23 protein-coding genes are annotated in these 23358 nt (G+C 55.0%); 11 read left to right on the top strand and 12 right to left on the bottom strand.

Translation table 11 applies throughout. The annotated features are described in order from the left end of the window. Window positions 1-3 precede the first annotated feature (3 nt). The 5 genes from AC6I6N_RS13060 to AC6I6N_RS13040 form a co-directional block, all read right to left on the bottom strand. Entirely contained in the window at window positions 4-1287 is a 1284-nt protein-coding gene (locus AC6I6N_RS13060) for a TRAP transporter large permease (RefSeq protein WP_249460870.1), read from the bottom strand. After that, window positions 1284-1904: a TRAP transporter small permease subunit gene (locus AC6I6N_RS13055; RefSeq protein ID WP_094195324.1), complete on the bottom strand. Its 621-nt coding sequence runs from the start codon at window positions 1902-1904 to the stop codon at window positions 1284-1286. Before AC6I6N_RS13055 ends, AC6I6N_RS13060 begins: the two co-directional genes overlap by 4 nt. A 130-nt stretch (window positions 1905-2034) precedes the next feature. Next, entirely contained in the window at window positions 2035-3081 is a 1047-nt protein-coding gene (locus AC6I6N_RS13050; protein ID WP_108727104.1) for a TRAP transporter substrate-binding protein, read from the bottom strand. Between the two features lie 111 nt (window positions 3082-3192). Further along, window positions 3193-3996: a putative hydro-lyase gene (locus AC6I6N_RS13045; RefSeq protein ID WP_121737716.1), complete on the bottom strand. Its 804-nt coding sequence runs from the start codon at window positions 3994-3996 to the stop codon at window positions 3193-3195. Window positions 3997-4096: 100 nt separating this feature from the next. Then, complete coding sequence (locus tag AC6I6N_RS13040; protein WP_094195327.1) at window positions 4097-4996, bottom strand: LysR family transcriptional regulator; 900 nt, start codon at window positions 4994-4996, stop codon at window positions 4097-4099. 124 nt (window positions 4997-5120) lie between these two features. On the opposite strand from AC6I6N_RS13040, the gene waaC reads away from it, so the two are divergent. Then, the gene (waaC, locus tag AC6I6N_RS13035; protein ID WP_094198233.1) at window positions 5121-6137 is read left to right on the top strand and encodes a lipopolysaccharide heptosyltransferase I; all 1017 of its coding nucleotides are present in this window, start codon (window positions 5121-5123) and stop codon (window positions 6135-6137) included. Then, window positions 6134-7459, top strand: a complete 1326-nt coding sequence (locus AC6I6N_RS13030; protein ID WP_094195328.1) for a 3-deoxy-D-manno-octulosonic acid transferase — start codon at window positions 6134-6136, stop codon at window positions 7457-7459. Before waaC ends, AC6I6N_RS13030 begins: the two co-directional genes overlap by 4 nt. Window positions 7460-7615: 156 nt before the next feature. Here AC6I6N_RS13030 and AC6I6N_RS13025 read toward each other — a convergent pair whose 3' ends face one another. From AC6I6N_RS13025 to AC6I6N_RS13010, 4 genes are all read right to left on the bottom strand, one after another. After that, window positions 7616-7825: a cold-shock protein gene (locus tag AC6I6N_RS13025; protein ID WP_026483779.1), complete on the bottom strand. Its 210-nt coding sequence runs from the start codon at window positions 7823-7825 to the stop codon at window positions 7616-7618. A gap of 253 nt (window positions 7826-8078) precedes the next feature. After that, window positions 8079-8909, bottom strand: coding sequence for a UTP--glucose-1-phosphate uridylyltransferase GalU (gene galU / locus AC6I6N_RS13020; protein WP_094195329.1), 831 nt, complete (start codon window positions 8907-8909; stop codon window positions 8079-8081). A gap of 334 nt (window positions 8910-9243) precedes the next feature. Then, window positions 9244-10080 carry a type III pantothenate kinase gene (locus AC6I6N_RS13015; RefSeq protein ID WP_497943557.1) on the bottom strand — a complete coding sequence of 279 codons (837 nt, stop codon included), beginning with the start codon at window positions 10078-10080 and terminating at the stop codon, window positions 9244-9246. Window positions 10081-10118: 38 nt separating this feature from the next. Continuing rightward, window positions 10119-10988, bottom strand: coding sequence for a biotin--[acetyl-CoA-carboxylase] ligase (locus AC6I6N_RS13010; RefSeq protein WP_094195331.1), 870 nt, complete (start codon window positions 10986-10988; stop codon window positions 10119-10121). Window positions 10989-11045: 57 nt separating this feature from the next. Here AC6I6N_RS13010 and AC6I6N_RS13005 point away from each other — a divergent pair, with 57 nt between their 5' ends. The 8 genes from AC6I6N_RS13005 (at window position 11046) to AC6I6N_RS12970 (ending at window position 19077) form a co-directional block, all read left to right on the top strand. After that, window positions 11046-11696, top strand: coding sequence for an alpha/beta hydrolase (locus AC6I6N_RS13005; protein WP_162496889.1), 651 nt, complete (start codon window positions 11046-11048; stop codon window positions 11694-11696). Between the two features lie 125 nt (window positions 11697-11821). Then, the gene (locus tag AC6I6N_RS13000; RefSeq protein WP_203226730.1) at window positions 11822-13051 is read left to right on the top strand and encodes a serine hydrolase; all 1230 of its coding nucleotides are present in this window, start codon (window positions 11822-11824) and stop codon (window positions 13049-13051) included. A 24-nt stretch (window positions 13052-13075) separates the two neighbouring features. Continuing rightward, the gene (locus AC6I6N_RS12995) at window positions 13076-13948 is read left to right on the top strand and encodes a D-amino acid aminotransferase (RefSeq protein ID WP_094195333.1); all 873 of its coding nucleotides are present in this window, start codon (window positions 13076-13078) and stop codon (window positions 13946-13948) included. Continuing rightward, window positions 13945-14217 carry a DUF493 family protein gene (locus tag AC6I6N_RS12990; protein WP_094195334.1) on the top strand — a complete coding sequence of 91 codons (273 nt, stop codon included), beginning with the start codon at window positions 13945-13947 and terminating at the stop codon, window positions 14215-14217. Before AC6I6N_RS12995 ends, AC6I6N_RS12990 begins: the two co-directional genes overlap by 4 nt. 17 nt (window positions 14218-14234) lie before the next feature. Further along, the gene (gene lipB, locus AC6I6N_RS12985; RefSeq protein ID WP_321269316.1) at window positions 14235-14897 is read left to right on the top strand and encodes a lipoyl(octanoyl) transferase LipB; all 663 of its coding nucleotides are present in this window, start codon (window positions 14235-14237) and stop codon (window positions 14895-14897) included. 95 nt (window positions 14898-14992) lie between these two features. Further along, window positions 14993-15499 (top strand): RNA polymerase sigma factor, encoded by a 507-nt coding sequence (locus AC6I6N_RS12980; RefSeq protein ID WP_321269318.1) that lies wholly within the window; start codon window positions 14993-14995, stop codon window positions 15497-15499. Window positions 15500-15544: 45 nt separating this feature from the next. Then, window positions 15545-16522 (top strand): FecR family protein, encoded by a 978-nt coding sequence (locus tag AC6I6N_RS12975; protein WP_321269320.1) that lies wholly within the window; start codon window positions 15545-15547, stop codon window positions 16520-16522. A gap of 134 nt (window positions 16523-16656) precedes the next feature. Further along, window positions 16657-19077 carry a TonB-dependent siderophore receptor gene (locus tag AC6I6N_RS12970; protein ID WP_321269322.1) on the top strand — a complete coding sequence of 807 codons (2421 nt, stop codon included), beginning with the start codon at window positions 16657-16659 and terminating at the stop codon, window positions 19075-19077. A gap of 18 nt (window positions 19078-19095) precedes the next feature. On the opposite strand, the gene AC6I6N_RS12965 is transcribed toward AC6I6N_RS12970, so the two are convergent. Then, a complete protein-coding gene (locus AC6I6N_RS12965; RefSeq protein ID WP_321269323.1) occupies window positions 19096-19887 on the bottom strand; it encodes an enoyl-CoA hydratase in 792 nt (263 codons plus the stop codon). 199 nt (window positions 19888-20086) lie between these two features. On the opposite strand from AC6I6N_RS12965, the gene lipA reads away from it, so the two are divergent. Next, on the top strand, window positions 20087-21091 hold the full coding sequence (gene lipA / locus AC6I6N_RS12960; RefSeq protein ID WP_094195337.1) for a lipoyl synthase: 1005 nt from the start codon (window positions 20087-20089) through the stop codon (window positions 21089-21091). A gap of 334 nt (window positions 21092-21425) precedes the next feature. Here the strand turns inward: lipA and AC6I6N_RS12955 are convergent, their stop codons facing one another. Together AC6I6N_RS12955 and AC6I6N_RS12950 are read right to left on the bottom strand one after the other, a co-directional pair. Beyond that, a complete protein-coding gene (locus tag AC6I6N_RS12955; RefSeq protein ID WP_094195338.1) occupies window positions 21426-21779 on the bottom strand; it encodes a hypothetical protein in 354 nt (117 codons plus the stop codon). Between the two features lie 30 nt (window positions 21780-21809). Continuing rightward, window positions 21810-22604 (bottom strand): uracil-DNA glycosylase, encoded by a 795-nt coding sequence (locus tag AC6I6N_RS12950; RefSeq protein WP_234354371.1) that lies wholly within the window; start codon window positions 22602-22604, stop codon window positions 21810-21812. Between the last annotated feature and the right edge of the window lie 754 nt (window positions 22605-23358).

The following is a 23358-nucleotide window of genomic DNA, read 5'->3' as shown; positions in this document are numbered from 1 at the left end:
GGATTAACCGAACAGGCGTGGCAACCACAGAGCCAGATCCGGGAAGATGGCCAATAGACCCACCATGGACAGCAGCATGATCACAAAAGGCAGACTACCCAGCATGACGTCGTTCATGCTGCCGCTCTTGCGCAAGCTCTGGACCACAAACAGGTTCAGACCAACAGGCGGAGTGATCAGCGCCACTTCCACCAGAATAATGATGGCAATCCCCACCCATATCGGGTCAAAGCCCAGGGCAATCATGATCGGAGCCACGATCGGGATGGTGGTGATCATCATGGACAGGGTTTCCATGAAGCAGCCCAGTACCAGGTAGAACACCACGATAATCAGCAGCATGGTGATGGGCGAGACGCCCAGGCCGGTAATGGCGTCAGTCAGCGCTGTGGTCAGGCCGGTAGCGGACATGACAAAGTTCAGGAAGGCTGAACCGATCACGATCAGCATGATCATGGCGGTGGATTTCATGGTGCCTTCCAGCACTTCCTTGATCATTTTCCAGCTCAGGCGGCCCGAGAAAGTGGCCAGCAGCAGCGCACCGACCACACCCAAGGCGGCGGCCTCGGTCGGGGTGGCGATACCGGCGTAAATCGAACCGACCACCAGCAAGAAAATACCCAGTGGTGGAACCAGATGCACTAGGCTGGCAAAACGCTGGCCCCAGGAGGCTTTGACTTTGCTACCGCCCCATTGGGGTTTGACCATGCAGGCGCCAGCAATAGCCAGCATGAACAGCAAGGCCATGGCCAGACCAGGGATGATGCCGGCCAGATACAGCTTGGGTACGGAGGTGTTGGTCAGCACGCCGTAGATCACCAGATTGATCGAAGGCGGAATCAGAATGCCCAAGGTGCCACCCGCAGCCAGACTGCCCAGAAACAGCGGCTCGTTGTAGCCTTGCTTTTTGATCTGCGGCAAGGCCACGGTACCGACGGTGGCGGCGGTCGCCACACTGGAGCCAGACGTGGCGGCAAACAGGGCGCTGGCCCCGATATTGGCATGCATCAGGCCACCGGGCAGCCAGGACAGCCATAGGCTCATGGCGTTGTACATGCGCTCGGCCATGCCCGAGCGCAGCAGAATTTCGCCCAGCATGATGAATAAGGGGATGGCAACCAGCAGGAACTCGTTGCTGGTGCCCCAGGAAATTTCACCGAGTGCGCCGGTCAGTGGCAGCATGGAATACAGCGGGTCCAGAATCAGGCCCAGAACCCCCAGGGCTGCGCCTACAGGGATGCTTAGCCCGATCAGAACGAGCAGGAGAGTCAGTGCGGTACTAATCATTTGGTGTCTCCGTGGACCATGCGTTGGCCGGCCTCGGCTTCTTCAAGGGCTTCTTGCTGGGTACTGCGAATACCGCACAGGCTCTGAATGGATTTCAGATCGCCCGTAATCAATGCCAGGCTGGAGCGCAACAGCATCAGTGCCAGGACCACGCACAGCCAGAGCAGGCCTGCAACCCACAGAAACTGGGGAATCCACAAGGGAGTACCCATTGCCGTGTTGGCGGTGGACTGATTGGTCCAGGACACGTCGGCCACGCTGGTGGCATACAGGGTCAGATACACAATAAAGACCGAAAGTGCGACCAGGGCAATCCAGTCCAACAGTGCGGCCAAGCGCACGGGCAGATGCTGGTAGATGGCGTCGATACGGATATTGGCGCGTTGCAAGGTAGCAAAGGACAAGGCCCAGGAGATGCTGATGGCAAAGGCATAGCCAGAGAGCTCATCGGAGCCGCCAAGCGAGCGTCCGGTGAATTTGCGCAGCAGGACATCGGCCGTGATGTAGAGAGCACTGATCAGGGTCAGGCTGCCAGCAAACCAGATGGCGTAGCGCGACAGATTGGTAGCACCAGCCAGCAAGCGGTTGAGCATGGCGAATTTTTCGGTATTTTCCATGGCGTCTAACCCGTAGAGGGTTCAGGGAGCATATGAATGGATGATAGGCCCTGAAGACAGGGGGGGCCCAGGTGCTGGGCCGCCAAGCGGTGCGAGAAGGAGCGCCGCTTGGCAGTGAGATCAAGTCAGATTACTTCTTGGCTTCAAAGCCCAGGATCGGGCTCAGGCTGGTGTTAAAAGCGGCCACGGTGTCAGCGGAGCTGCGCTCGGCCCACTTGGGCACCACGGTTTCGCTCATGACTTTTTTCAGCAGCTCTCGGTCAGCGTCTGTTGGCTTGACCAGGGTCATCTTGCCTTTTACCGGCTGTGTGCAAGCATCGGCGCCGGTGTTGCAGTCATAACCTTCCTGCGTTTCCTTGGCAGCGGCAACCCAGATCTCTTCGGTCATGGCCTTGATGTTGCTGGCCAGGAATTCTTGAACTTTAGGATCCAGCTTGTTCCAGGAGCCCAGGTTGGCAGCGTGGATCTGCTGGTTCCAGTTGATGGGCATTTCGTACAGCTTGGAGCTGACTTCGTACCACTTGGCCGAGTAGCCGGACATGGAGCCGGTGATGGCGCAATCGACCACACCGTTTTGCAGAGCTGGAACCACTTCACCAAATGGAATGGTGACGCTGTTGCCGCCCAGAGCCTGAACGAATTCAGCCTGTGTACGGCTGCTGGTGCGAACTTTCTTGCCTTTCAGATCGCTCAGGCCATTGAAGTTGCCGTTGCAAAACAGAACTTGAGCAGGGTAGGTGGAGAAACCCAGTACCTTGACGTTGTTCTTGGCGTAGAACTGCTCGTAAGCAGGAGTGAACGCGTCGGTCAGCTTCTTGGCTACGTTGATATCGGGAGCCAGGCCAGCCAGGTCGATGGCTTCGTTGATGGAGTTGTCACTGGCGAAGTAGGCCAGAGTAGCCGTACCAAAAGGAATCACGCCTTGACCGATCAAGCGCATGATTTCAGGACCTTTCAGGCCCATATCGTTAAAGCCCTTGATATCAGCGGTGATTTGACCACCGGACAGCTCAGGCACTTTCTTGGTCCAGAAGGGCTGCTCGGTGTTCTGGTAGGCGGTCAGGTTGCTCAAGCCACCGACAACTTTCAAGGAAGTCTTGGGCAGATCCTGGGCTAGGGCAGCAGAGCCCAGGGCCAGTGAGCCTAAAGCCAGGGAGGTCAGTACGATTTTTTTCATAAGGTGCTCCTAATAGCGGTCCAGCTGTATGGTTGATAGAGTGCGCTCCCTGTTTGCAGGGGCTGCATATTGAAACCAAAGGGGCGACCGGGGGTACCGGTCTAATCTTGCTTAAAGCGCGGCCAGCCGTGTGTTGGGCAGATCGGTAATCAACATATGTCCAGGGGCATGTGTGATACAAAACTGCGGCTTGGCCTGGGCAGCAACGGCTTGAGGGGTGACGCCGCAAGCCCAGAAAACGGGTAATTCGTCGGCACCGACTGGCACGGCATCGCCATAGTCGGGGTGTTGCAGGTCGCTGATTCCAATCAGGGACGGGTCGCCGATATGAACCGGAGCACCGTGCACGGACGGAAAGCGCGAGGTGATCTGAATAGCGCGGATGGCATCGGCCGCACGCATGGGGCGCATCGAAACCACCAAGGGGCCCGACAGGCGCTGCGTGCCCTGAGTCTGAATCGAGCTGCGATACATGGGCACATTTACCCCCGTGCTGATATGGCGTACATCAATTCCATCGGCCAGCAGCGCTTCTTCAAACGAGAAGGAGCAGCCAATCAGAAAGGACACCAGATCATCGCGCCAGACTGCTTCGATGTTCAGCGGCTCGGCACTGAGCTCGCCGTTGTGCCAGACACGGTAACGAGGGAAATCCGTGCGCAGATCAATCGAGCCACCCAGGGTCGGCACCTGAAACTGGCCGGGTTCGGTCACGGCCAATAAAGGGCAGGGTTTGGGATTGCGCTGACAAAACAGCAAGAACTCATCGGCCCAGTCTTTGGGCAGGATCATCAGGTTGGCCTGCACATAGCCTGCCGCCAGCCCCGCAGTGGGACCAGTATGGGTTTCTCGACGGATCAGCTCGCGGCATTTTTGGGCCTCGGGCGCCAACACAGGCAGGGTTTGCAGGTTCATGAATGACCACTCGCACAAAAGGGGGTTGATCACAGCATCGGATTGCAACCGATCGGATAATGTGTGTCCAATCGTATGTTTGAATCCAAGGCTATAAAGATTACTTATCGGACTGCACGTATTGTTGGGCGATTGCTTGTGCATGGTCAGCGACGACGCGGGCAATATGGCTGTCTGGCGAGTCCATCCAACAGGCAAAGAATTCGATCGCTGGCAGTGGCTGATCAACCTTCAAAAGACGCAGTTTTCCCTCGGCAAGCTCGTCTTTTATGACGTCGGGGGCAAGTACGCTTGGGCCCATGGCGTGGCGTGTCATTTGCACGATAGTGCTCAGGGATGCGCTGCCAAAAATACGGGGAGATTTGACGCCGGCACGCAGCAGCGCTTCACGTGTGGCCAGGTAGGGAACACTACCAGAAGGATAGGTGATTACAGGGTAAACCCCTAGCTCTGAAACACTGACTTTTCGGCCATGCAGTTTCAATTCGGGGCTGGCGACCCAGCCTAAGTGATAAGCACAAAGTCGAATGCACTGCTCTTTTGGGTCCTGGCCCACGCCTACGATCATCGCCATATCAATCTGGAAACTGGCCAGTTGCTGGCGCAGCACGCTAGTGGTGTCGACATGGATTTCAATGACCAGGGAAGGGTACTCCTGATGCAGTTTGTCGATCAGCTCATGCAGCCAGGTCTGGACAATGGTTTCAGCCACTCCCAGGCGTAGCAGGCCGCGAATGGCATTTTGTTCTTTGGCTGCGCGCAGCATCTCGGTGCGTAAATCCAGCATGCGCTGTGCGTGCGATAACAGCTCCTGGCCTTTGTCGGTCAGTTTGATGCCCCGGGCGCCCCGATCAAACAAGCGTAGCTCCAGGCTGGATTCCAGCCCGGCAATACGCTGAGAAATAGACGGTTGGGTCGTGTTGAGTTTTTCGGCAGCTGCCCGGAAACCGCCAAGCTCGGCAACCCATACAAAGGCTTCGATCTGTTTGAGATCAATCATGTTTCCGGTCCAGAAAATAGGCAGTCTTATTATGCCTGATCGCCATCGGCGCTCAGAACTAGAGCTGACGGATATTTTTCCGTATCTTTGTTTGATTGAACGCGCCCACCACTATAATTCGCCCATGACTTGCAAGATACTGATTGTGCGTACGTCCTCTTTGGGAGATCTGGTGCATATGCTGCCAGCGATCTCGGACATTGCACGCTATGTGCCCGGTGCACAAATAGATTGGCTTGTGGAAGAGAGCTTTGCTCAGATTCCGGGCTGGCATCCGGCAGTAAATGAAGTGATTCCGGTGGCGCATCGGCGTTGGCGCAAACAATGGTGGTCTGCCCAGACACGCCAGGAACGCGCCGCCCTGCGAGAACAGTTGCAGTCGCGCCAATACGATGTGGTGCTCGATATGCAGGCCTTGATGAAATCCATTTGGCTGGTGCGCCAAACGAAAGGCCGCCGTCATGGTCTGGACTGGAAGTCTGCGCGTGAGCCGCTGGCCTCGTTGTTCTATGACGTGCGTCATCGCGTCGGGTTTTGGCAGCCTGCCGTTTTCCGTCAGCGCAGCTTGGCCGCTTCGGCCTTCGGCTATCAATTCGAAGGTGCGCCCGATTTTGGTTTGCAGGGTTTGGCCGCACAAGCGCCCAAGGACGAAAATCCTTATGCCATTATCATGCCGTCAGCCAGTCGCGACGATAAGCTCTGGGAGCCGGAGAACTGGCAGCAGGTCTTTGACCGCCTGCAAGGTGAAGGCTTGGCACTGCGTTTGTTGGCAGGCAGCCCTACCGAGTCTGAACGTGCCCAAGCCCTGATAGCTGGCCGCAGTCAGGCACAGGTCATGCCACGAATGGATTTGACGCCTATCGCTTTGCAATTGGCTGGAGCCCAGGTCATGGTGGGTCTGGATAGCGGTTTGACCCATTTGTCGGCCGGCCTGGGCCGTCCCACTATCGGTATCTATAAGGCCTCGACCCCAGTACGTACCCCTTTGGAAGGTTCTGCCTATACTGCCAGCCTGGGCGAGCGCGGGCATCCTCCTTCAGCAGAAACAGTGCTCTGTGCGATCGATCAGGCATTGGGGCGGACGCAGATGCCTGAACCGGGCTTGGCTGCTGCCGGTCTTACATCGAGGCTTAGCGGGTGAACCGATTTTTCTATACTGCCTCCATTCGTCTCCTGGCTCCAGCCTTGATGGCCTGGATGGGTGTGCGTGCCCGTCGTGCTGGTGGTGACTGGCAGGTGTTATCGGGCCCTCGCTTTGGTTTTTATGGTTCCCTGCCTGTGCCTCAGAAGGCGCCGGTGTGGGTACATGCAGTCAGTTTGGGTGAGACGCGTGCCGCTCAGCCTTTGATTCGTGCCTTGTTGGATCAAGGCGAGACGGTCTTGTTGACCCATATGACCGTCACGGGCCGCGCAGAAGGGGCACAAGCATTTGCCGCCGAGATCGCAAGTGGACAGTTGTTGCAGCAATGGCTGCCTTACGACTTTCCCGGCTCGGTACGGCGTTTTTTCGCGCATTACCGTCCATGTGCCGGGGTGTTGATTGAACGCGAAGTGTGGCCCAATCTGCTGGCTGCAGCGCGCCGACAAGGTGTTCCCATGATGCTGGCCAGTGCTCGGTTTTCGGAAAGTGCGCTGCGAACCAGTTTGAAGGCGGGTTCGGTCATGCGTGGGGCCTACCGTTCCTTCAAACTGATCTATGCACAAAGTCTGGCCGATGCCCAACGACTGGAGCTGGCGGGAGCTCAGGGAGTGCGCGTATCTGGGAATCTGAAGTTTGATGTGGTCTTGCCGCAGGACAAGATTGCTCGTGGTCGTGGCTTTGCCAGCGAGCTGGGGCGGCGTGTGGTGGTGATTGCCAGTACGCGTGAGACCGAGCATGCCGATTTCATGGATGCTATTGCCCACTATTTGCGTCGCGAACGCGAGCATGGCAGCGAACTGCATCGCCCAGTCTTGTTTGTCGTTATTCCGCGTCACCCCGAGCGCTTTGAGGAAGCGGCAGACTATCTGAACCAGCTAGGCTTGCGTTCGGTGCGACGTAGTGAGCTGTTGAAACAGGGCGATACCAGTACGAGTGCGATCCAAGCTTGCCGAGAGGTTGATGTGCTTTTGGGCGATACCCTAGGTGAAATGCATTGGTATTACGGCTTGGCGCGCGTGGCCATTGTGGCGGGTAGCTTCCAGCCCTTGGGCGGACAGAATTTTATTGAAGCCTGCGCAGTCGGTGTCCCTGTGATTGTGGGCCCGCATACTCATCATTTTGCCCAGGCTATGCAAGATGCCATGCAGGCTGGTGCTGTGATACGGGCCAGTACGCCAGCCTTGGCGTTGCAACAAGCATTGGAATTAGTGGACGATCCGGCACGTCACAACAAGATGGCTGATTCGGGTTTGCATTGGGTCCAGATGCATCAAGGTGCAGTGCAACGTGTACTTTCTGGATTGGCACAAATTCGCGATTAAATACCGAGCTGTTTATTAGCTAAAAGTATTAGGTTTTATGTGCTGTTGAGTTTGTGGTAATTTGAAGACAGCTTGTCTTGATTTGAATCAAATCAAATAAAAAAGCCCGCATTAAGCGGGCTTTTTTTTGAGATCTAAAAACTGATCGAAATCGATTTACAGTTTCTGGATGCTCTTAGCTTGTGGGCCCTTCTGGCCTTCAGCCGACACGTACGAAACGCGTTGGTTTTCTTCCAAGGATTTAAAGCCTGTGCCCAAGATGTCGGAATGGTGAACGAAAAGATCTTTGCCACCGTTGTCGGGGGAGATAAAGCCGTAGCCTTTTTCGTTATTGAACCATTTCACGATACCGGTTTCTGTTTGCATTTCCTGCATTCCCTAAAAATGACGAGCAATCTGCTCAAAAAAGATTGTCAAGATGTAAAAATCAGGGCAATGAGTATTAGAAACAATACCGTATTGAACAAACTTCGACGAACTTGAAATCCTGCACCGCCAATCGTAGGGGGTATTTGGCCTGTAAGTCAAGCTAAATCGCCCTTTGCGTGGTTTTCAGGCAGTGTTTGATCAACAATTACAACCAAGCTTGTTATTGCAACGGACCCCTCTGCGCCCCTCGTTAAAGTCCGTGGTATTTCCGACCAAATTCAAGCGTAGCATGAAAGAAACCGGACTTGCTACCACAGTCGTAACGTGTGCCTTCATATTCATATGCATATACCGGACGGCTTTTCAAAAGGCTGGCAATTCCATCCGTTAATTGAATCTCTCCACCTACCCCTGCTTGAGTGCGTCGCAGGTGGTCAAATATTTCTGCTTCTAATACATAACGGCCCACAACGGCTTGTGTGGAAGGAGCAACATCCGGTGCTGGCTTTTCAACAATTCCATTTAATCGAGTGGCTTTGGAGTCGACGGCATTACCCGAAACGATTCCATATTTATTCGTTTCATTTCTATTTACATTTTGAGTTGCCACAATACTGCCGTTGTATTGATGCGCCGCCTCAACCAGTTGCCGACATACCGGTGTGGTAGCGTCAATCAGATCGTCTGCCAGTAGAACCAGAAAGGGTTCGTTGCCGACGATGGGGGCGGCACACAACACAGCATGGCCCAAACCCAGCGCGCGTGGCTGGCGGGTGTAAATACAGCTTACATGGCTGGGGATGATGTTCTGGACAGCATCCAGCAATTCCAGTTTATTCTTGCCTTCCAGCTCGTGCTCCAGTTCCGGGATGCTGTCAAAGTGATCTTCAATGGCCCGTTTGTTGCGGCCTGTAATAAAGATCAGCTCTGTGACTCCTGCGGCAACCGCTTCTTCGACAGCGTACTGAATCAGTGGTTTGTCGACGATTGGCAACATTTCCTTGGGCATGGCCTTGGTGGCCGGCAGAAAACGTGTGCCTAGACCGGCGACGGGGAAAACAGCTTTGCGTATGGGTTTCATAGTGTCGTCAATCGAGGATCAAGGTGAAGCTGGCGCGGGATGAGCCGGAGTTCCAAGTTGAATGGCATCCTGGTTTCGCTGCGAAAACTGCCGAGGCTCACGCCCTTGCTCACTGGGAGGTGTGCCGAAAAAGCCTTGTCCAAAAGCTAGAAGGGCGACGTTTGCCACCAGGATCAGTATGAAAAGCAGTCGCATCGCAGATGCCCTGAAAAATACAGTTCAACCCAAGATTGTACGGGTAGGCGGGTTTAAGTTCATCCGTTTTACTGCCAATCGTATCTAGAGGTTTTCCTGCTTGCCTTGAGCTGGGTGCTCGTTTTTTGGCAGTCCTGGTTCACCGGCAGCTCGCAAAAAGTGCCAGGCCACGCAAAGCAGGCGTTTCCAGCTCTTGCAGCTGGGGTACCTCTATATTGAGCAGGCGGCAATGGTGACTTAATTGTTCTAACAGTTCTTGCTGCGCCAGAGCGCGGCCACCGCCGGCCAGAAACACCAATGGGCTATGCCCCAGATGCTGACGCCCTCTCTCCCATTGCCGTAACACAGCTCCAGCCTGTGCCGCAGCAACTCCTGTACTGATGGCGGCTTGGGTATTGCGGGGGAAAGCCGCCGTCTGCCCGTGGGCCTCAGGAAGTTGTGCCGTATTTTGTTTGAGTGAAGCCAGCATCAAGCTGGGGCCGGGCAAAATGGACCCACCCAGAAAGTGGCGCACGCCATTTTGTTCGGGTCCCAGCAAATCAATCGTCGTGGCAGTACCGAAGCTGATCAGCAAGGCCCCTTGCTGGGCAGGATATTCCTGGGCCAGCAAATCGCTGAGCCCTAATAAAGAAGCCCAGCGGTCGGCGCCCAGTTGCCCGGCCTGTTCATAATCATTGTGCAGCCCAAAAATCTGCTCTTGTGCCTGTAGCCAGCGTACCGGGCCTAAACTCAGACGACTGACGGCCGCGTCAATTTGTTTTTGTACCTGTGGGCCTGCCACATTCACCCCCAGCGCTTGCACACCCTTTTGATTGGCGAATTCTTGCAAGGGAGCCTGACCTGCTTCCAGCCAAACAGCCAATTGATCCAATTGGTCCGCATGCAGGCTAACCGGCTGGCTTTCGCGCGCGCCGGTTAAGGGATGGCACCACCCCAATTTGATGCGGGTATTACCAGAGTCTATAAGCAGGGTCATGCCGGGTCGTCAGAGCTGAAAAGAGTGCAGTATAGCGATCAGCGTTGGGCGCGAACGGAAACTTCGCCCACGGTGACCGCCCGTTCCGTACCGTCGGGGTGACGCAACAATAATTGCCCCGACGTGTTGATGCCAGTCACGATACCGGTATGCAGGACTTGGCCGTTGTCAATGATATGGACTTGTTGGCCAATCAGCGCATCTACCTGTGCGTAGCGTGTCGGCAGATCAGCAAAGCCGTGGGCTGTGACATGGTTCAGGCTCAGGTACAGGCTTTGCGCAACCTTGGCCACAATGTCCGAACATCGTGCCAGGGATGCTTGCTGGGAGTGTTCCGCAATGCTGGTCCAGTCCGCAATGGCGCGCTGCGTGTTTTGGCTGATGGTTGCCGCTTCGCGCAGGTTCAGGCCTATACCAATAATGACAACATGATGATCACTGGAGCTGGGCGCAGCGCTGGCGCGGGTGGCCTCTACCAAAATGCCGGATAGCTTGGCCTGATCCCACAGCACGTCATTAGGCCATTTCATGGCTAGACGATTACGAACCGCCGGCTCCAGAAACAGGCGCAGGGCTTCCGTCGTTGCCAGACCCGATAGCGGTGAGAGTGTAGGCAATTGCCGTGCAGGCAGAAAAATATCGAAGGCACAGGAAAACATCAGGTTTGCGCCAACACTATTTTCCCACGTGCGCCCAGCACGCCCACGGCCACGGCTTTGCAGGTGCGCACCCAATAACCAGGGTCGCACACGCGGTCCCGATTCTTGACGAGCCAGAGCGAGCAAATCCGCGTTTGTCGATTCAGTCGAATCCACCCAGTGGATCTGGGGGAAATGTGGCAAGCGCGTACGCAGCTCTGCCACCATATCGCGAGGGCTGGGTAAGGTGAATGCAGAAGAGGTATTCATGACAATCCGGTACACTGGACGAGTTAAACGTAATCTTATGTGATATTTGATCTGAGCATGTCTGAACGCGTAGATACAATCCAATTTTCCGGCTTGGCTGGTGTTATTGACTGTGCTGTGGACTGGCCGACAGGCGAGCCCAGGGGTTGGGCTCTGTTGCTGCATCCACACCCTTTGCATGGTGGGGCACGTAATAACAAAGTCGTGACAACCCTGTCACGTAGCGCCACCCAACACGGTTTGCTGGCAGTACGCCCCGATTTTCGCGGTGTCGGAAAGTCCGCCGGGCAGTTCGACAGCAGTCGTGGCGAAACCGCCGATATGCTGGCCTTGATAGAGCAATTCCCATCGCATTTTCCACAGTGGAGTTCCGGCCCATCCCTGTTGGCTGGTTTTTCATTTGGCACAGCGGTTGCAGCCCAAGTGTATGCCGGCCTGCAGGACGCCCAGGCACCATTGCCGCATGCTTTTATCTTGACGGGCACGGCGGTCAATCGCTTCCGGTTCCGCGATGTCAGCCCTCCTGCCGATACCTTGTTGGTGCACGGCGAAACCGACGACGTTGTTCCCTTGTCCGAGGGCATGGACTTTGCACGTGAGCATCAGTTGCCCATGGTCGTGTTGCCTGAGGCTGGTCACTTTTTTCATGGCAAGCTGATTCAGCTCCGTGAATTGATCAGCCGACATTTGGCTGGGCTTGGAACCTAAGTCGGATTTTGCTTTCAAGTCGTTGCGTTTTCCTGCTCAGACTCAGGGGCTTGGCCCCTCACAGGCCTATATGGCTCTGCCATAATGGGCTCTTTCCGCCACTGTCAAAGCAATCGATTTTTTCCATGACTTCTATTCAAAAATTTGCATCTCCGGTCCTTTCCCGCTGTGTGGTGGCACTTGCCTTGGCACTGCCTATGGCAGTACAGGCACAGGCTCAAACTCCCACACCGACAGAATCGGCTCAAGTGCTTGGGGCGCCGACGCCTGCCTTGCCGGGTGATTTGTCCGTGGTACCCGCACCAGCCTTGACGGCGCGTGCCTGGTTGTCCATGGATGTCAATAGCGGCCAGATCATTGCCGCTGAAGGGCTGAATGAACAGGTGGAACCGGCTTCCCTGACTAAGCTGATGACCGCTTATCTGGTCTTTGATGCTTTGGAGTCCGGTCGCTTAAAGCTGGATCAGACTGTTGTGATTTCGGAGAAAGCCTGGCGTACCGAAGGCTCGCGCATGTTTGTAAAGGTCAATTCGCAAGTGTCGGTGAACGATCTGCTGCAAGGTGTGATCGTGCAATCGGGTAACGATGCCTCTGTGGCCTTGGCCGAAGCCGTTGCAGGTAGCGAAGAGGCCTTTGCTGCCCTGATGAACGAAGAGGCTGCCAAGTTGGGTTTGACTGCTACGCATTTCAAGAACTCTACCGGCTTGCCTGACCCTGATCATCTGACTTCGGTACGTGATCTGGGCATGTTGTCTGCTGCACTGGTTGCCCGTTTTCCCCAGTACCTGCACTACTACAGCCAAAAAGAGTACACCTATAACAATATCAAGCAGCCCAACCGTAACCGCCTGCTGTGGCTGGACAACACGGTTGATGGCCTGAAAACCGGCCATACCCAATCGGCGGGTTACTGCCTGGTGTCGACTGCCTTGCGCGACGGCCGCCGTGTGGTGTCAGTCGTTGTTGGTACGGCGAACGATGCCGCCCGTACAGAAAACAGCCTGAAGCTGTTGAACTGGAGCTTCCAGAACTTTGAAACGGTCAAGCTGTATGACACTAGCAATCCTGCCGTCACCGCTCGGGTGTGGGAAGGTGAGGTCGAGAACGTAGGCTTGGGTACCGCCCAGCCTTTGTGGTTGACAGTGCCCCGTGGAAAGTCGTCGGAAATCAAGCCTGTGGCTAACTATACCCAGCCTTTGCTGGCTCCGTTGAGCAAGGGTGACAAGGTCGGTACACTGACTTTGTCCTTGGATGGCAAGGTTCTGGCAGAGCAGCCTTTGCTGGTGCTGCAGGATGTGCCCGAGGCAGGCTTTTTCGGTCGTATGGCCGACAAAGTACGCTTGATGTTTGAGTAATCCCTTGGTGCGAGGCTGACCCCTATGATTGCAGGCATTGACCCTGACAGCATTGTTTATTTGAACGGCGATTTCGTGCGCTTGGGCGAAGCGAAGATCTCGGTACTGGATCGTGGCTTCATCTTTGGCGACGGCATTTATGATGTCGTACCTGCCTATCACGGAAAACCTTTCCGTATTGATGGGCACCTGGGGCGTTTGGAACGCAGTCTGGCCAAAGTGGGCATTCATAACCCTTTTACCCGCCGTGAGTGGGAAAAGCTGGTGATGGACATGCTGGCCCGTTCGGGTCGTGGGGCCGACTGCATGGTCTACATCCAGGTGACCCGTGGTGTTGCCAAGCGCGACCACGCCTTCCCCAGCAATGTGACGCCCAGTATCTTCATCATGGTCTCGCCGTTCAAGCGCGTGCAGCAAGAACGCGAGACGGGTTTGACGGCGGTGGCCATTGAAGATGAACGCTGGCTGCGTTGCGATATAAAATCCGTTTCCTTGCTGGGCAATGTACTGGCCAAGCAGCAAGCGGTCGAAGCCGGTGTGGATGAAGTCATTCAGTTCAGAGACGGTTTCCTGACCGAAGGGGCCTCCTGCAATATCTGGATTGTGCGCGACGGCACCTTGCTGGCACCCATGCGCAATAACTTGATCCTGGAAGGGGTGCGCTACAGTTTGATGGAAGAGCTGGCCGCTCAGGCGGGGATCGCCTTCCAGGCACGTCAGATCTCCCGAGAGGAGGTCGATACTGCCGATGAAATTTTGATGACGTCAGCCACCAAAGAGGTGCTGCCCATCGTTGTATTTAACGGTCAGCCCGTCGGTGACGGACGACCCGGCCCTGTCTTTGCCAAATTACGTGAAGGCTATGACAAGGCTATCAAGGCTGCGGAGCAAGCATGACAATTTCCCCTGAAGAATCGTTGATTGAATACCCCAGTGACTTTCCTATCAAAGTCATGGGTCAGAGCCATGAAACACTGCAAGACGAATTGCTGGCTATCGTTTTGGAACATGACCCAGACTTTGATGCCGCCACTATTGAAGTGCGGCCCAGTAAGGCGGGCAATTACACTGGACTGACTTTTACCGTGCGTGCCGTTTCGCGCGAGCAACTGGATAATCTGTATCGTGCCCTGCATGCGCATCATCTTGTGCGCGTGGTGATGTAAGCAGGAATCAGGCGTTCATGTCCGACTCAGTTCGTATCAAATGGTTTGAGCGGCCTAGCGCCTATGAACCTATCTGGCAGGCAATGCGCGACTTCACCGAGCAGCGCGGGCCAGAGACTCCGGATGAAATCTGGCTTGTTGAGCACACGCCTGTCTACACTCAAGGGCAGGCCGGCAAGCCGGAACATCTGCTTAACCCCGGCGGCATCCCCGTGGTGCAAACCGACCGGGGTGGGCAGATTACCTATCACGGCCCTGGTCAGTTAATGGTGTATTGCCTGTTTGATCTTCGCCGGGTAGGTCTGTACGTCAAAGAATATGTACGCCTGCTCGAAGAGGCCGTCATTGCCTGTCTGACGCATTTCGGTGTCAAGGGCGCTTGCTGTAAACCGGGGGCGCCGGGCGTCTACGTGCCGCAAGGGGTGGCAAGCCAGGAGTTGGCCAAGATCTCCGCACTGGGTATCAAGATTCGCAATGGCCGCTCTTACCATGGCCTGGCCTTGAATATAGACATGGATCTAAGCCCGTTTAGCGGCATCAATCCCTGTGGCTATGAAGGGCTGCAAACAACGGATATGCACTCGCAAGGGATCGTGGTCCCCATGGACGAGGTTGCACAGTATTTGTACTCCTACTTGAGCCAGGCAATGGCCCAACGTAACCAAGTCGCTACAACCTGAACAAGCGTCAGCGCATCGTAGCGAAACAGTCCAATTGTTGTAATGAGAATTGTTTGCGATAATGCGGAACACATTAACTGTTCTGTCGGGCCTGTATGCCGTCGTCCTCCAAATCTCGCAAGTCCTGGCTTGATCATTATCGCGGCCTGATGGGCAATTGGACCCGGCGTCAAACTAATCATCACGATGCAGAAGACGCCGTTCACGATGCCGTTCTAGGCCTGTTGGATCAGACCTGCACCCATATCCAGAACATTCCCTCTTATTTGTTTCAGGCGACTCGCAATCAGTTGTTCGATGAAAGTCGGCGGCGTGGGCGTTGGGCGCAGACACCCTTGGACCAGTTGGACGAGGCAGATACGCCTCTGTCCCCGGATGTGGCAGAGGCTTGTCAGTCTACTCAGTTGATGGACGAGCTGGAGGTGGTTCTGTTGCAGTTGCCACTGGTCTGTAGGCAAGTTTTTTTATGGAATAAAATCGAGGGCTATAGTCAGCGCGAGATTGCTGGGCGGTTGGACTTGTCGCAGAGCATGGTGGAAAAGCATATGAAACGCGCTTTGACCCATCTGCAGACGCATTTGCACCTGTTTCAGCAAGACTGATCAGCCCTGGAGTTTTCACGTTTTGCTCACGCCTATTTATTCCCTATGACGACGAGCGCAGGTCCCTCTTTGCCTTCGACGGCCCGTGAACAAGCGGTTCATTGGTTCGCGCGTGTGCGTCTGGGGCCATTATCGATAGAGGATCAGGCGGAGCTGGATGCATGGCTGGCGGCTTCGCCGCAGCATCAAGCGTATTTTCAGGAGCTGCAAAAAGCCTGGAACAAGCTGGATGAGCTGCCGGTCGATCGCCTGCGTCGTTTGACTCAAGAGCCTGCTGCCCTGCGAAAAAAGCCTGTGCAGCGTTGGCGGCTGGCCTTTGCGGCGATGGTTTTGTGTGCCGTGGTAGGAGGGGTGTGGCTTTGGCCTGTAGGTCCAGAACAGTCCTGGGCGGTCAGCACTACTGTTGCCCAACGACAGGAGCTGCGTTTACCCGATGATAGTGTTCTGACGGTTAATGCTCGTACAAAAATTAATGTGGCTTATACCTCCAGCGAGCGGCGGGTTTATCTGGAGTCAGGGGAAATTCTGGCGGATGTGCGTCCCGATGCAGATCGTCCCTTTATTGTGGAAACCGAGCAGGCAAAAGTGCAGGTGTTAGGCACCCGCTTCAATGTGCGTAAACAGTCTGATCAAGTAGAGGTAGCGGTTGACCGGGGGAGAGTCCGCTTGTCAGCGGGACCCTGGTGGAACTCCCGTTCCGAGCGCTTGGGCGCTGGTCAGGCCGCACGCGTTACGGCACGCCAAGAATTGGAGCCTGTGCGCGAAGCGGATGTAGCTGCCCTGACGGCTTGGCAAAGTGGTCGTCTGGAGTTCGACAATGAACCTTTGGCACAGGTGCTGGAGCAGTTGTCGGCATATCTGCATGAGCCCATACGCCTTGGTGATGCCCAACTTGGGCAACTGCGTATATCCGGCACCTTGACCATGAGCAAGCCACAAGAGGCCTTGCTGTTATTGGCGGATATTGCACCCGTCCAGATTCTGAATGTGGAATCCAAGGGCTGGGTCATCAACCGTCGGTAAATTCATTACGGAAAAATCCTTGCCCAGACGTCTTTAGACCAGGGAGGTGTGCTGGCGGCTGTAAACCGTTGGCGTGTCTTGGTTTATAGATTCCGTGCAGGCAGAACCTGCCGGTAGGGATGGATATCATCACCATGTCTGGTACTACATATAAGATCACTGTGCACAACCGTGCAGTCCGCCAATTGCCTCTTGGCCTTGGAGCCGTGTTATTGGGGCTGTGCCTGTCGGCCTTGGCCGCGCCCGGCTATGCACAATCCGGTGCGCCGCAGCAGACAATCAGCTTGACGGCCCAGCCCTTGTCGTCGGCCTTGCGTGATCTGGGGCGTCAGTTTTCGGTGCAAATTGTGTATTTGCCCGATACCGTGGCTGGCCGACAAAGTCCGGCCTTGTCAGGGCAATTCACCTTGGATCAGGCCTTGAGCCGCTTGCTGGCTGGTACAGGGATACAGGTGCGCCGATCGGGCAACAATATTTCGCTTAGTCCGGCAGACAAGGGTGATGCCGCACAGTTGGAGCCGGTACGGGTTCATGCCTCCCGCTATGATGTGACCAGTGAAGGCAGTGGCTCCTACGCCGCGGCCGGGGCGACGATTGGCAAATCTCCTTTATCTTTGCGCGAAATCCCCCAATCCGTCTCTGTCATGACACGCACGCAAATGGACGAACAGGGCTTTACGCGTGTGGCCGATGCGATCAACCATACGACCGGGATCAGCAGCAGCGGCTATCCCGATACAGAGAGCTTCAATAGCCGTGGTTTTGCGGCCAGCCTGCAATACGATGGGGTGCCGGCTCAAGGGGAGGGTGCACCTCATCTGGATCTGGCTGTGTACGATCGCATCGAGGTGCTGCGTGGTCCTGCCGGCTTGTTGTCTGGAACCGCGGAGCCGGGCGGGGTGGTGAATCTGGTGCGAAAACGGCCCACTCGCGAATTGCGTGTTGAGGGGCAGTTGTCCGCCGGGAGCTGGAACAACTATCGTGCAGAGGCTGATCTGAGTGGGCCGTTGAACAAGGATGGTACCCTGCGTGGACGTGTGGTGACAGCCTATCAGGATAAAGACCAGTACTACGATCAAGGCAGATCCAAACCGGCCACTTTTTACGGCGTGCTGGAATACGACCTAGCCCCCGCCACCACTTTGGGTTTGACGGCTTTTTATAGCGAGCTGGATTTCCGTAATTTCAACGGCTTGGCGCAGTTTGGGGACGGCAGCTTGCCGGATCGCCGCAGCTTCCTGGGCCCTGCCCGCACGTCCAATCACGAGGTGTACGAGCTGGGGGCAGACTTGCAACATCGTTTTGATAATGAGTGGGTGCTGAAAGCTAACTACACCCACAAGGAGAGTACGTATAAAGGCTTCAGCTCTTTTGCCTTGCAGCCCATTTCCCTGCAAACGGGCTTGGCCAATATGATGGCAGGCCGGATTCACAATGAATTTACTTGGGACCATGGGGACGTCAGCGTTACGGGGCCATTTAACTTGTTTGGGCGGGAGCATTCCTTGACCCTTGGTTTCAATGCAGCGCGCAACAATACCAAGACCAGTTCCCGCTTTAGTCAATTCCCAGATTGGGATGTTCTGAATGACTTTGATTATGGCCCCCTGTTGGATCAGCCTATTTTGAATCAGAATCAGGAGATCGTGACCCAGTCCGGCATTTACGCTTCCACACACTTGAAGCTGCATGACCGGGTAACTGCGGTGCTGGGTGGCCGCTGGAGCAACTACGAAAGCAAGAGTCGTCCAGTGCGGCCAGAGACCGGTCCCTGGGATGTGAGCGATGCCAAAGCCAGCGGGGAATTTACGCCATTTGCAGGCCTGATTCTGGATGTGAATGACACTATTTCGCTCTACAGCAGCTATGCCGAAAGTTTCGTGCCGCAGTCGCAGCAGGACTACACCGGCAAGACATTGGATCCGCGCAAAGGTTGGCAGATTGAAGCCGGTGCCAAAGGTGAGTTTCTGGACGGTCGCCTGAATGGTTCCGTGGCGATTTACCGCATGCGTGATACCAACCGGGCAGTAACGGATACGGATCATGTCGGTTGCGGTGGTAGTCCGACCGGGACGTGCTCTCGCGCGGCGGGTCTGGTGCAAAGCCAGGGCTGGGAGATGGAGCTGGTCGGTAATCTTGCTCCAGGCTGGGACTTGGGGGCGGGCTATACCTATACGGATGTGCGTTATCGCCGGGATACGGTACTGGAAAATGAAGGCCAGCGTTTCAATGCGAACCTTGTGCCCAAGCATTTGTTCCGTCTTTGGACGCACTACCGCTTTCAGCCTCAGGATTGGGGCGGCCGCTTGAATGGCTGGTCTGTGGGGGCGGGGGTACAAGCACAAAGCAATTTGTTCACCTCGGATGTATACCAGGGCGGTTATGCCACGGTATCCGCCAAAATTGGCTACAAGCCTAATGAGCGCTGGGAGGCATCCCTGGCCGTGAATAACTTGTTCGACCGACGTTACCTCTCCAGCGTGGGCTACAGCACGTTCCTGAATATTTATGGCGCACCGCGTAATGCGATGCTCAATCTTAAATATCGTTATTGATCAGGAAAGCGCGTCGCTTCAGCTTCCGCTCCATTGCGGCGCGCGTTTTTCGATAAAGGCGTCTATACCTTCGCAGGCATCATTGCTCATCATATTGTCGGCCATGACCTGGCCGGCGTAGTCGTAGGCTTGTTCAATAGCCAGGCTGCGCTGGCGGTAGAACATGGCCTTGCCTGCACGGACGGCAACCGGACTCTTGGCCATGATGCTGTCGGCCAGTTTCTGTACGGTTTGATCCAGTTGATCTTCAGCGACCGCGTAGTTGATCAGTCCCAACTCTTGAGCACGTTGGGCGCTGATGAATTCGCCGGTCATCAACATTTCCATAGCGGCTTTGGGCGGCACGCAGCGCGACAGGGCAACAGCGGGTGTAGAGCAGAACAGGCCAACATTAATGCCTGATACCGCAAAGCGGGTGGATTCGGTGGCCACAGCCATATCGCAGGTTGCAACCAGTTGACAGCCTGCAGCGGTGGCCAGTCCTTGCACACGGGCAATCACCGGCACCGGCAAGGCCAGCACGGCTTGCATAACGCGGCTGCAGCGGCTGAACAGATCCCGGTAGTAATCGTGTTCGGGCTGGGAACGCATCTGCTTCAGATCGTGCCCGGCGCAAAAAGCCTTGCCTTCCGCCTGGATGATGACGCATTGCAAGCTGGGGTCCTGGGCCAGCTTGTCCAGAATGTGTTGTAAAGAGTCCAACACTTCTTCAGACAGCGCGTTGTACTTGGCGGGCCGGTTCAAGGTGATGCGGGCCAGTCCCTGGTGTTGTTCCAGCAGGACGGGATCGGCTAGGTACTCTTGTGACATGCAAGTCTCCGTACTTATAGTATGTGCAGGTTTTATTCTCGGGTGTTGCTGCATCGTTAAGGCGACCTCTATATTAGAGGGGTCTGGCACAAACTATCGCCCTTGTTCTAGGCGCTTGTAAAGCGAAGGGGCTACAATTGGCCACTGCGCCCATCGTTTAGTGATGCTGCTCGCACGCTGTTTTTCTATTTAGACGCTTATGACCACCCCTACAGATACGTCCGTCGATTCCAAACCTACTGTGCGCCCTCGCGTTGTCGAATACGACGCAACGCAAAAGCAGAAGGCCGAGGCCAAGACCTCGCGCATTCCCATTAAGGTTGTGCAAGCAGAGCGTTTGAAAAAACCTGATTGGATTCGGGTGAAGGCGGCTGCTCCAAACTCTCGTTTCTACGAGATCAAGGAAACACTGCGCGAGCACAAACTGTTTTCGGTGTGTGAAGAAGCGTCCTGTCCCAATATTGGGGAGTGCTTTGGCAAGGGCACGGCAACCTTCATGATCATGGGTGACAAGTGCACACGTCGTTGCCCATTTTGTGATGTGGGCCACGGCCGTCCCGATCCGCTGGACGAGAACGAGCCGGCCAACCTGGCCAAGGCCATTGGTGCCATGAAGTTGTCCTACGTGGTGATTACCTCCGTAGACCGTGACGATTTGCGTGATGGTGGTGCTGCCCACTTTGTAGAATGTATCCGTCAGGTGCGCGAGCATTCGCCCACGACCACCATTGAAGTGCTGGTACCGGACTTTCGCGCACGCCTGGACCGTGCTTTGGGCATCCTGAATGCTTGCCCGCCTGATGTAATGAACCACAATCTGGAAACGGTGCCTCGTTTGTACAAGCAGGCGCGTCCTGGTTCAGACTATCACCACTCCTTGAAACTGCTGCAAGAGTTCAAGAAGCTGCATCCAGACATTCCGACCAAATCCGGTTTGATGGTTGGCTTGGGTGAAACCAACGAAGAGATTCTGGAAGTGATGCGCGATATGCGTGCGCACGACATCGATATGCTGACCATTGGCCAGTATCTACAACCATCTGGCCACCACTTGCCCGTGATGCGTTACGTGACGCCTGATGAATTCTTGATGTTTGAACGCGAAGCCTATGCAATGGGCTTTACCCATGCTGCTGTGGGTGCCATGGTGCGTTCGTCCTATCACGCTGATCAGCAAGCGCACGCCGCAGGTGTGCAGCCCTAATTGATAGGGTGGGGTGTTATAAAGCGCTGCTTTTATCTGAAAAACCCGGTCGGTTGGCTGGGTTTTTTTTATGCCTGCTCTTATAAAGAGGCTGGGTGAGTCACGCCTTGTTCAGTTGAAGGCTATATCAACCAACCACGCTGGGCTATCTCGTCGCTGCGCGGCTATTTGATCCGGTGCTGTGTGGAGTGAGGTGAGTGGACGAGAAGTTCTTGTCCGTTGGGCTATCTACTTATCCCTGCTTGCTGCGACGAGAGTATGTTGAATGATCGTAAAAATCAAAGGGCCGTAATCGACCCTTTGGAATTCTTCTTGAATAGGCGCTTGACCGTTTTCAGCGAGAAGCTGGAGGCTCCACTGCATCGCTCAGTGTCAGGGCACGGGTCGACAAACTCTCTATATAAGGCTCCAGCACTTCGTCGTAATCTTCGACGCCCAAATACCAGGCCGTCAGGCCTTTGCTGTCTTGTTTGAGATCAGTCCAGCAGAATAAAGAGCGGTCAAAAGAGTCCTTGATGGTCTCATTAACAAACTTGAACAGTTCATCTAGTAAGGGAAGGCTTGCCAGGGGAACGGCAAATGGTGTTTCCCCCTGGAATTGCCAGCTATATTGTTCGAGCAGTTCGTTCGACCAAAGAGCATGTTGTTCTGAAGAGCTTAATTCTGGATTAGCGGGGCTTAAAGGCATGGTTCGGGATCAGGTAAGGGGAACGGATGGTTAAGCGCCAGTGGCAAACCATTGAATGGGGGTGACCCCCTGCTCTTTGAGCCAGTCATTGGCTTGGTGGAAATGACCGCAGCCAATAAAAGGCACAGGGGGCCGGCGCGCAGCCAAGGGGGAAGGGTGATTGGCCTTCAAAATCAGATAGGGACGTTGAGAGTGCTGCTGAATCAAGGCCTCTTTGGCCTGAGCGTGCGCACCCCACAACATATAAACAATAGGGCGCGTAGTTTGCTGAGCCAGGTTCATCAGTAGGGAGTCTGTAATTTGCTCCCAACCTTTCTTGGCGTGAGAGGCAGGCAAACCATCTTCTACAGTGAGCGATGTATTCAATAGCAAGACACCTTGTCGGCCCCAGTTGCTCAGATCATGACTACTAGGTAACACGGTGTCGGGATATTCCAGTTCCAGCTCTTTAAAGATATTGCGCAGACTGGGTGGGGCCGGGCAGGTGTCGGGCACAGAAAATGACAGGCCCTGTGCTTGATTGGGGCCGTGATAAGGATCCTGGCCCAGAATCACCACACTGACTTTTTGTAATGGCAGTAGCTCCAGTGCACGGAAAGGGGCGGCCGGGTAAATAGCGGCGCCATCCTGGCACTCTTTGTCCAGCCACTTGGCCAGAGCCGCCAATATGTCTTGCAGCTCCGGGCGATCCAATGTGGCTCGCCAGTCGCTGGGAAGGCGGGCAACTTGAGTCAGGATGTTCTCGGTCAGGAGATTGCCGGAGAGGATTTCCTCGCCAATCAGGCTGAGCTGTGCCGCAGGAGCTTGAGAAGATGATCGTGCCATAGTCTGCATACAGAGTGAGTTGTCCGCCTATTGTAATGGGGGAGAGGTGGCCTACCTATCTGCTTGGATGGGGTGTCTATATATAGAGGGAGGTTTGACGGCAAAAAGCAGGGTGCTTGGTATGCCTCTCTATATAGAGAGACGACCAGCTCTATATAGAGTGTTGCAGGCGTAGTTCTAGATTAGCGATCCAGGGTGATAGCCTTCTGTTCAGTCCCCCCCAAGATCGCAACTGCATGCTCATCTTGTCTGTCTGTCTGTCTGTCTGTCTGTCTGTCTGTCTGTCTGTCTGTCTGTCTGTCTGCAAAAACACTCTGGGGCAGGAATTTAGTGTGAAACAAGAGAGACGATGCCGAGCTAGAGAGAAAAAGCCCAGAATCTACATGCTCTGCGCTATGACTTCCTGGTGTTTCTCCTGCCAGTTCTGGTATCCGTCCAGATATACAGGAATGATAGGCAGCTTGGTATTATTTTGTTTCATTTTAGATTGTTTATATATAACAATAACCTAAGTGAAAATTCGCTGTGAGCCATCTGTTTTGTATGAAATATTCAGGTTAAAAACTTGCCAAGCCGAAAATCATCGTGCTATAGTTCTTTTCTCGCTGCAGCACACACAGGGTTTTCCCGGAAGCGCCGCAGAGAGCAGTTAGACAAGTTTCACCGCCTTGGCCAAGAGGCCCGCACCGAAGCTTGAATGACTGGTCAGGTAACTGACACGGTGTAAAACCCGGAGCTTGACAAATCAGAAAAT

The organism is Alcaligenes sp. LTN-3, from assembly GCF_059735605.1.
Note: the sequence above shows the minus strand (reverse complement) of the source record. Positions and strands in the feature narration are given on the sequence as shown.

What these genes read in the sequence shown, in the direction of transcription:
- AC6I6N_RS13060 (WP_249460870.1), bottom strand. Translation starts at nt 1,287, where the DNA reads ATGATTAGTACCGCACTGACTCTCCTGCTCGTTCTGATCGGGCTAAGC.
- AC6I6N_RS13055 (WP_094195324.1), bottom strand. Translation starts at nt 1,904, where the DNA reads ATGGAAAATACCGAAAAATTCGCCATGCTCAACCGCTTGCTGGCTGGT.
- AC6I6N_RS13050 (WP_108727104.1), bottom strand. Translation starts at nt 3,081, where the DNA reads ATGAAAAAAATCGTACTGACCTCCCTGGCTTTAGGCTCACTGGCCCTG.
- AC6I6N_RS13045 (WP_121737716.1), bottom strand. Translation starts at nt 3,996, where the DNA reads ATGAACCTGCAAACCCTGCCTGTGTTGGCGCCCGAGGCCCAAAAATGC.
- AC6I6N_RS13040 (WP_094195327.1), bottom strand. Translation starts at nt 4,996, where the DNA reads ATGATTGATCTCAAACAGATCGAAGCCTTTGTATGGGTTGCCGAGCTT.
- waaC (WP_094198233.1), top strand. Translation starts at nt 5,121, where the DNA reads ATGACTTGCAAGATACTGATTGTGCGTACGTCCTCTTTGGGAGATCTG.
- AC6I6N_RS13025 (WP_026483779.1), bottom strand. Translation starts at nt 7,825, where the DNA reads ATGCAAACAGAAACCGGTATCGTGAAATGGTTCAATAACGAAAAAGGC.
- galU (WP_094195329.1), bottom strand. Translation starts at nt 8,909, where the DNA reads ATGAAACCCATACGCAAAGCTGTTTTCCCCGTCGCCGGTCTAGGCACA.
- AC6I6N_RS13015 (WP_497943557.1), bottom strand. Translation starts at nt 10,080, where the DNA reads ATGACCCTGCTTATAGACTCTGGTAATACCCGCATCAAATTGGGGTGG.
- AC6I6N_RS13010 (WP_094195331.1), bottom strand. Translation starts at nt 10,988, where the DNA reads ATGAATACCTCTTCTGCATTCACCTTACCCAGCCCTCGCGATATGGTG.
- AC6I6N_RS13005 (WP_162496889.1), top strand. Translation starts at nt 11,046, where the DNA reads ATGTCTGAACGCGTAGATACAATCCAATTTTCCGGCTTGGCTGGTGTT.
- AC6I6N_RS13000 (WP_203226730.1), top strand. Translation starts at nt 11,822, where the DNA reads ATGACTTCTATTCAAAAATTTGCATCTCCGGTCCTTTCCCGCTGTGTG.
- AC6I6N_RS12995 (WP_094195333.1), top strand. Translation starts at nt 13,076, where the DNA reads ATGATTGCAGGCATTGACCCTGACAGCATTGTTTATTTGAACGGCGAT.
- AC6I6N_RS12990 (WP_094195334.1), top strand. Translation starts at nt 13,945, where the DNA reads ATGACAATTTCCCCTGAAGAATCGTTGATTGAATACCCCAGTGACTTT.
- lipB (WP_321269316.1), top strand. Translation starts at nt 14,235, where the DNA reads ATGTCCGACTCAGTTCGTATCAAATGGTTTGAGCGGCCTAGCGCCTAT.
- AC6I6N_RS12980 (WP_321269318.1), top strand. Translation starts at nt 14,993, where the DNA reads ATGCCGTCGTCCTCCAAATCTCGCAAGTCCTGGCTTGATCATTATCGC.
- AC6I6N_RS12975 (WP_321269320.1), top strand. Translation starts at nt 15,545, where the DNA reads ATGACGACGAGCGCAGGTCCCTCTTTGCCTTCGACGGCCCGTGAACAA.
- AC6I6N_RS12970 (WP_321269322.1), top strand. Translation starts at nt 16,657, where the DNA reads ATGTCTGGTACTACATATAAGATCACTGTGCACAACCGTGCAGTCCGC.
- AC6I6N_RS12965 (WP_321269323.1), bottom strand. Translation starts at nt 19,887, where the DNA reads ATGTCACAAGAGTACCTAGCCGATCCCGTCCTGCTGGAACAACACCAG.
- lipA (WP_094195337.1), top strand. Translation starts at nt 20,087, where the DNA reads ATGACCACCCCTACAGATACGTCCGTCGATTCCAAACCTACTGTGCGC.
- AC6I6N_RS12955 (WP_094195338.1), bottom strand. Translation starts at nt 21,779, where the DNA reads ATGCCTTTAAGCCCCGCTAATCCAGAATTAAGCTCTTCAGAACAACAT.
- AC6I6N_RS12950 (WP_234354371.1), bottom strand. Translation starts at nt 22,604, where the DNA reads ATGGCACGATCATCTTCTCAAGCTCCTGCGGCACAGCTCAGCCTGATT.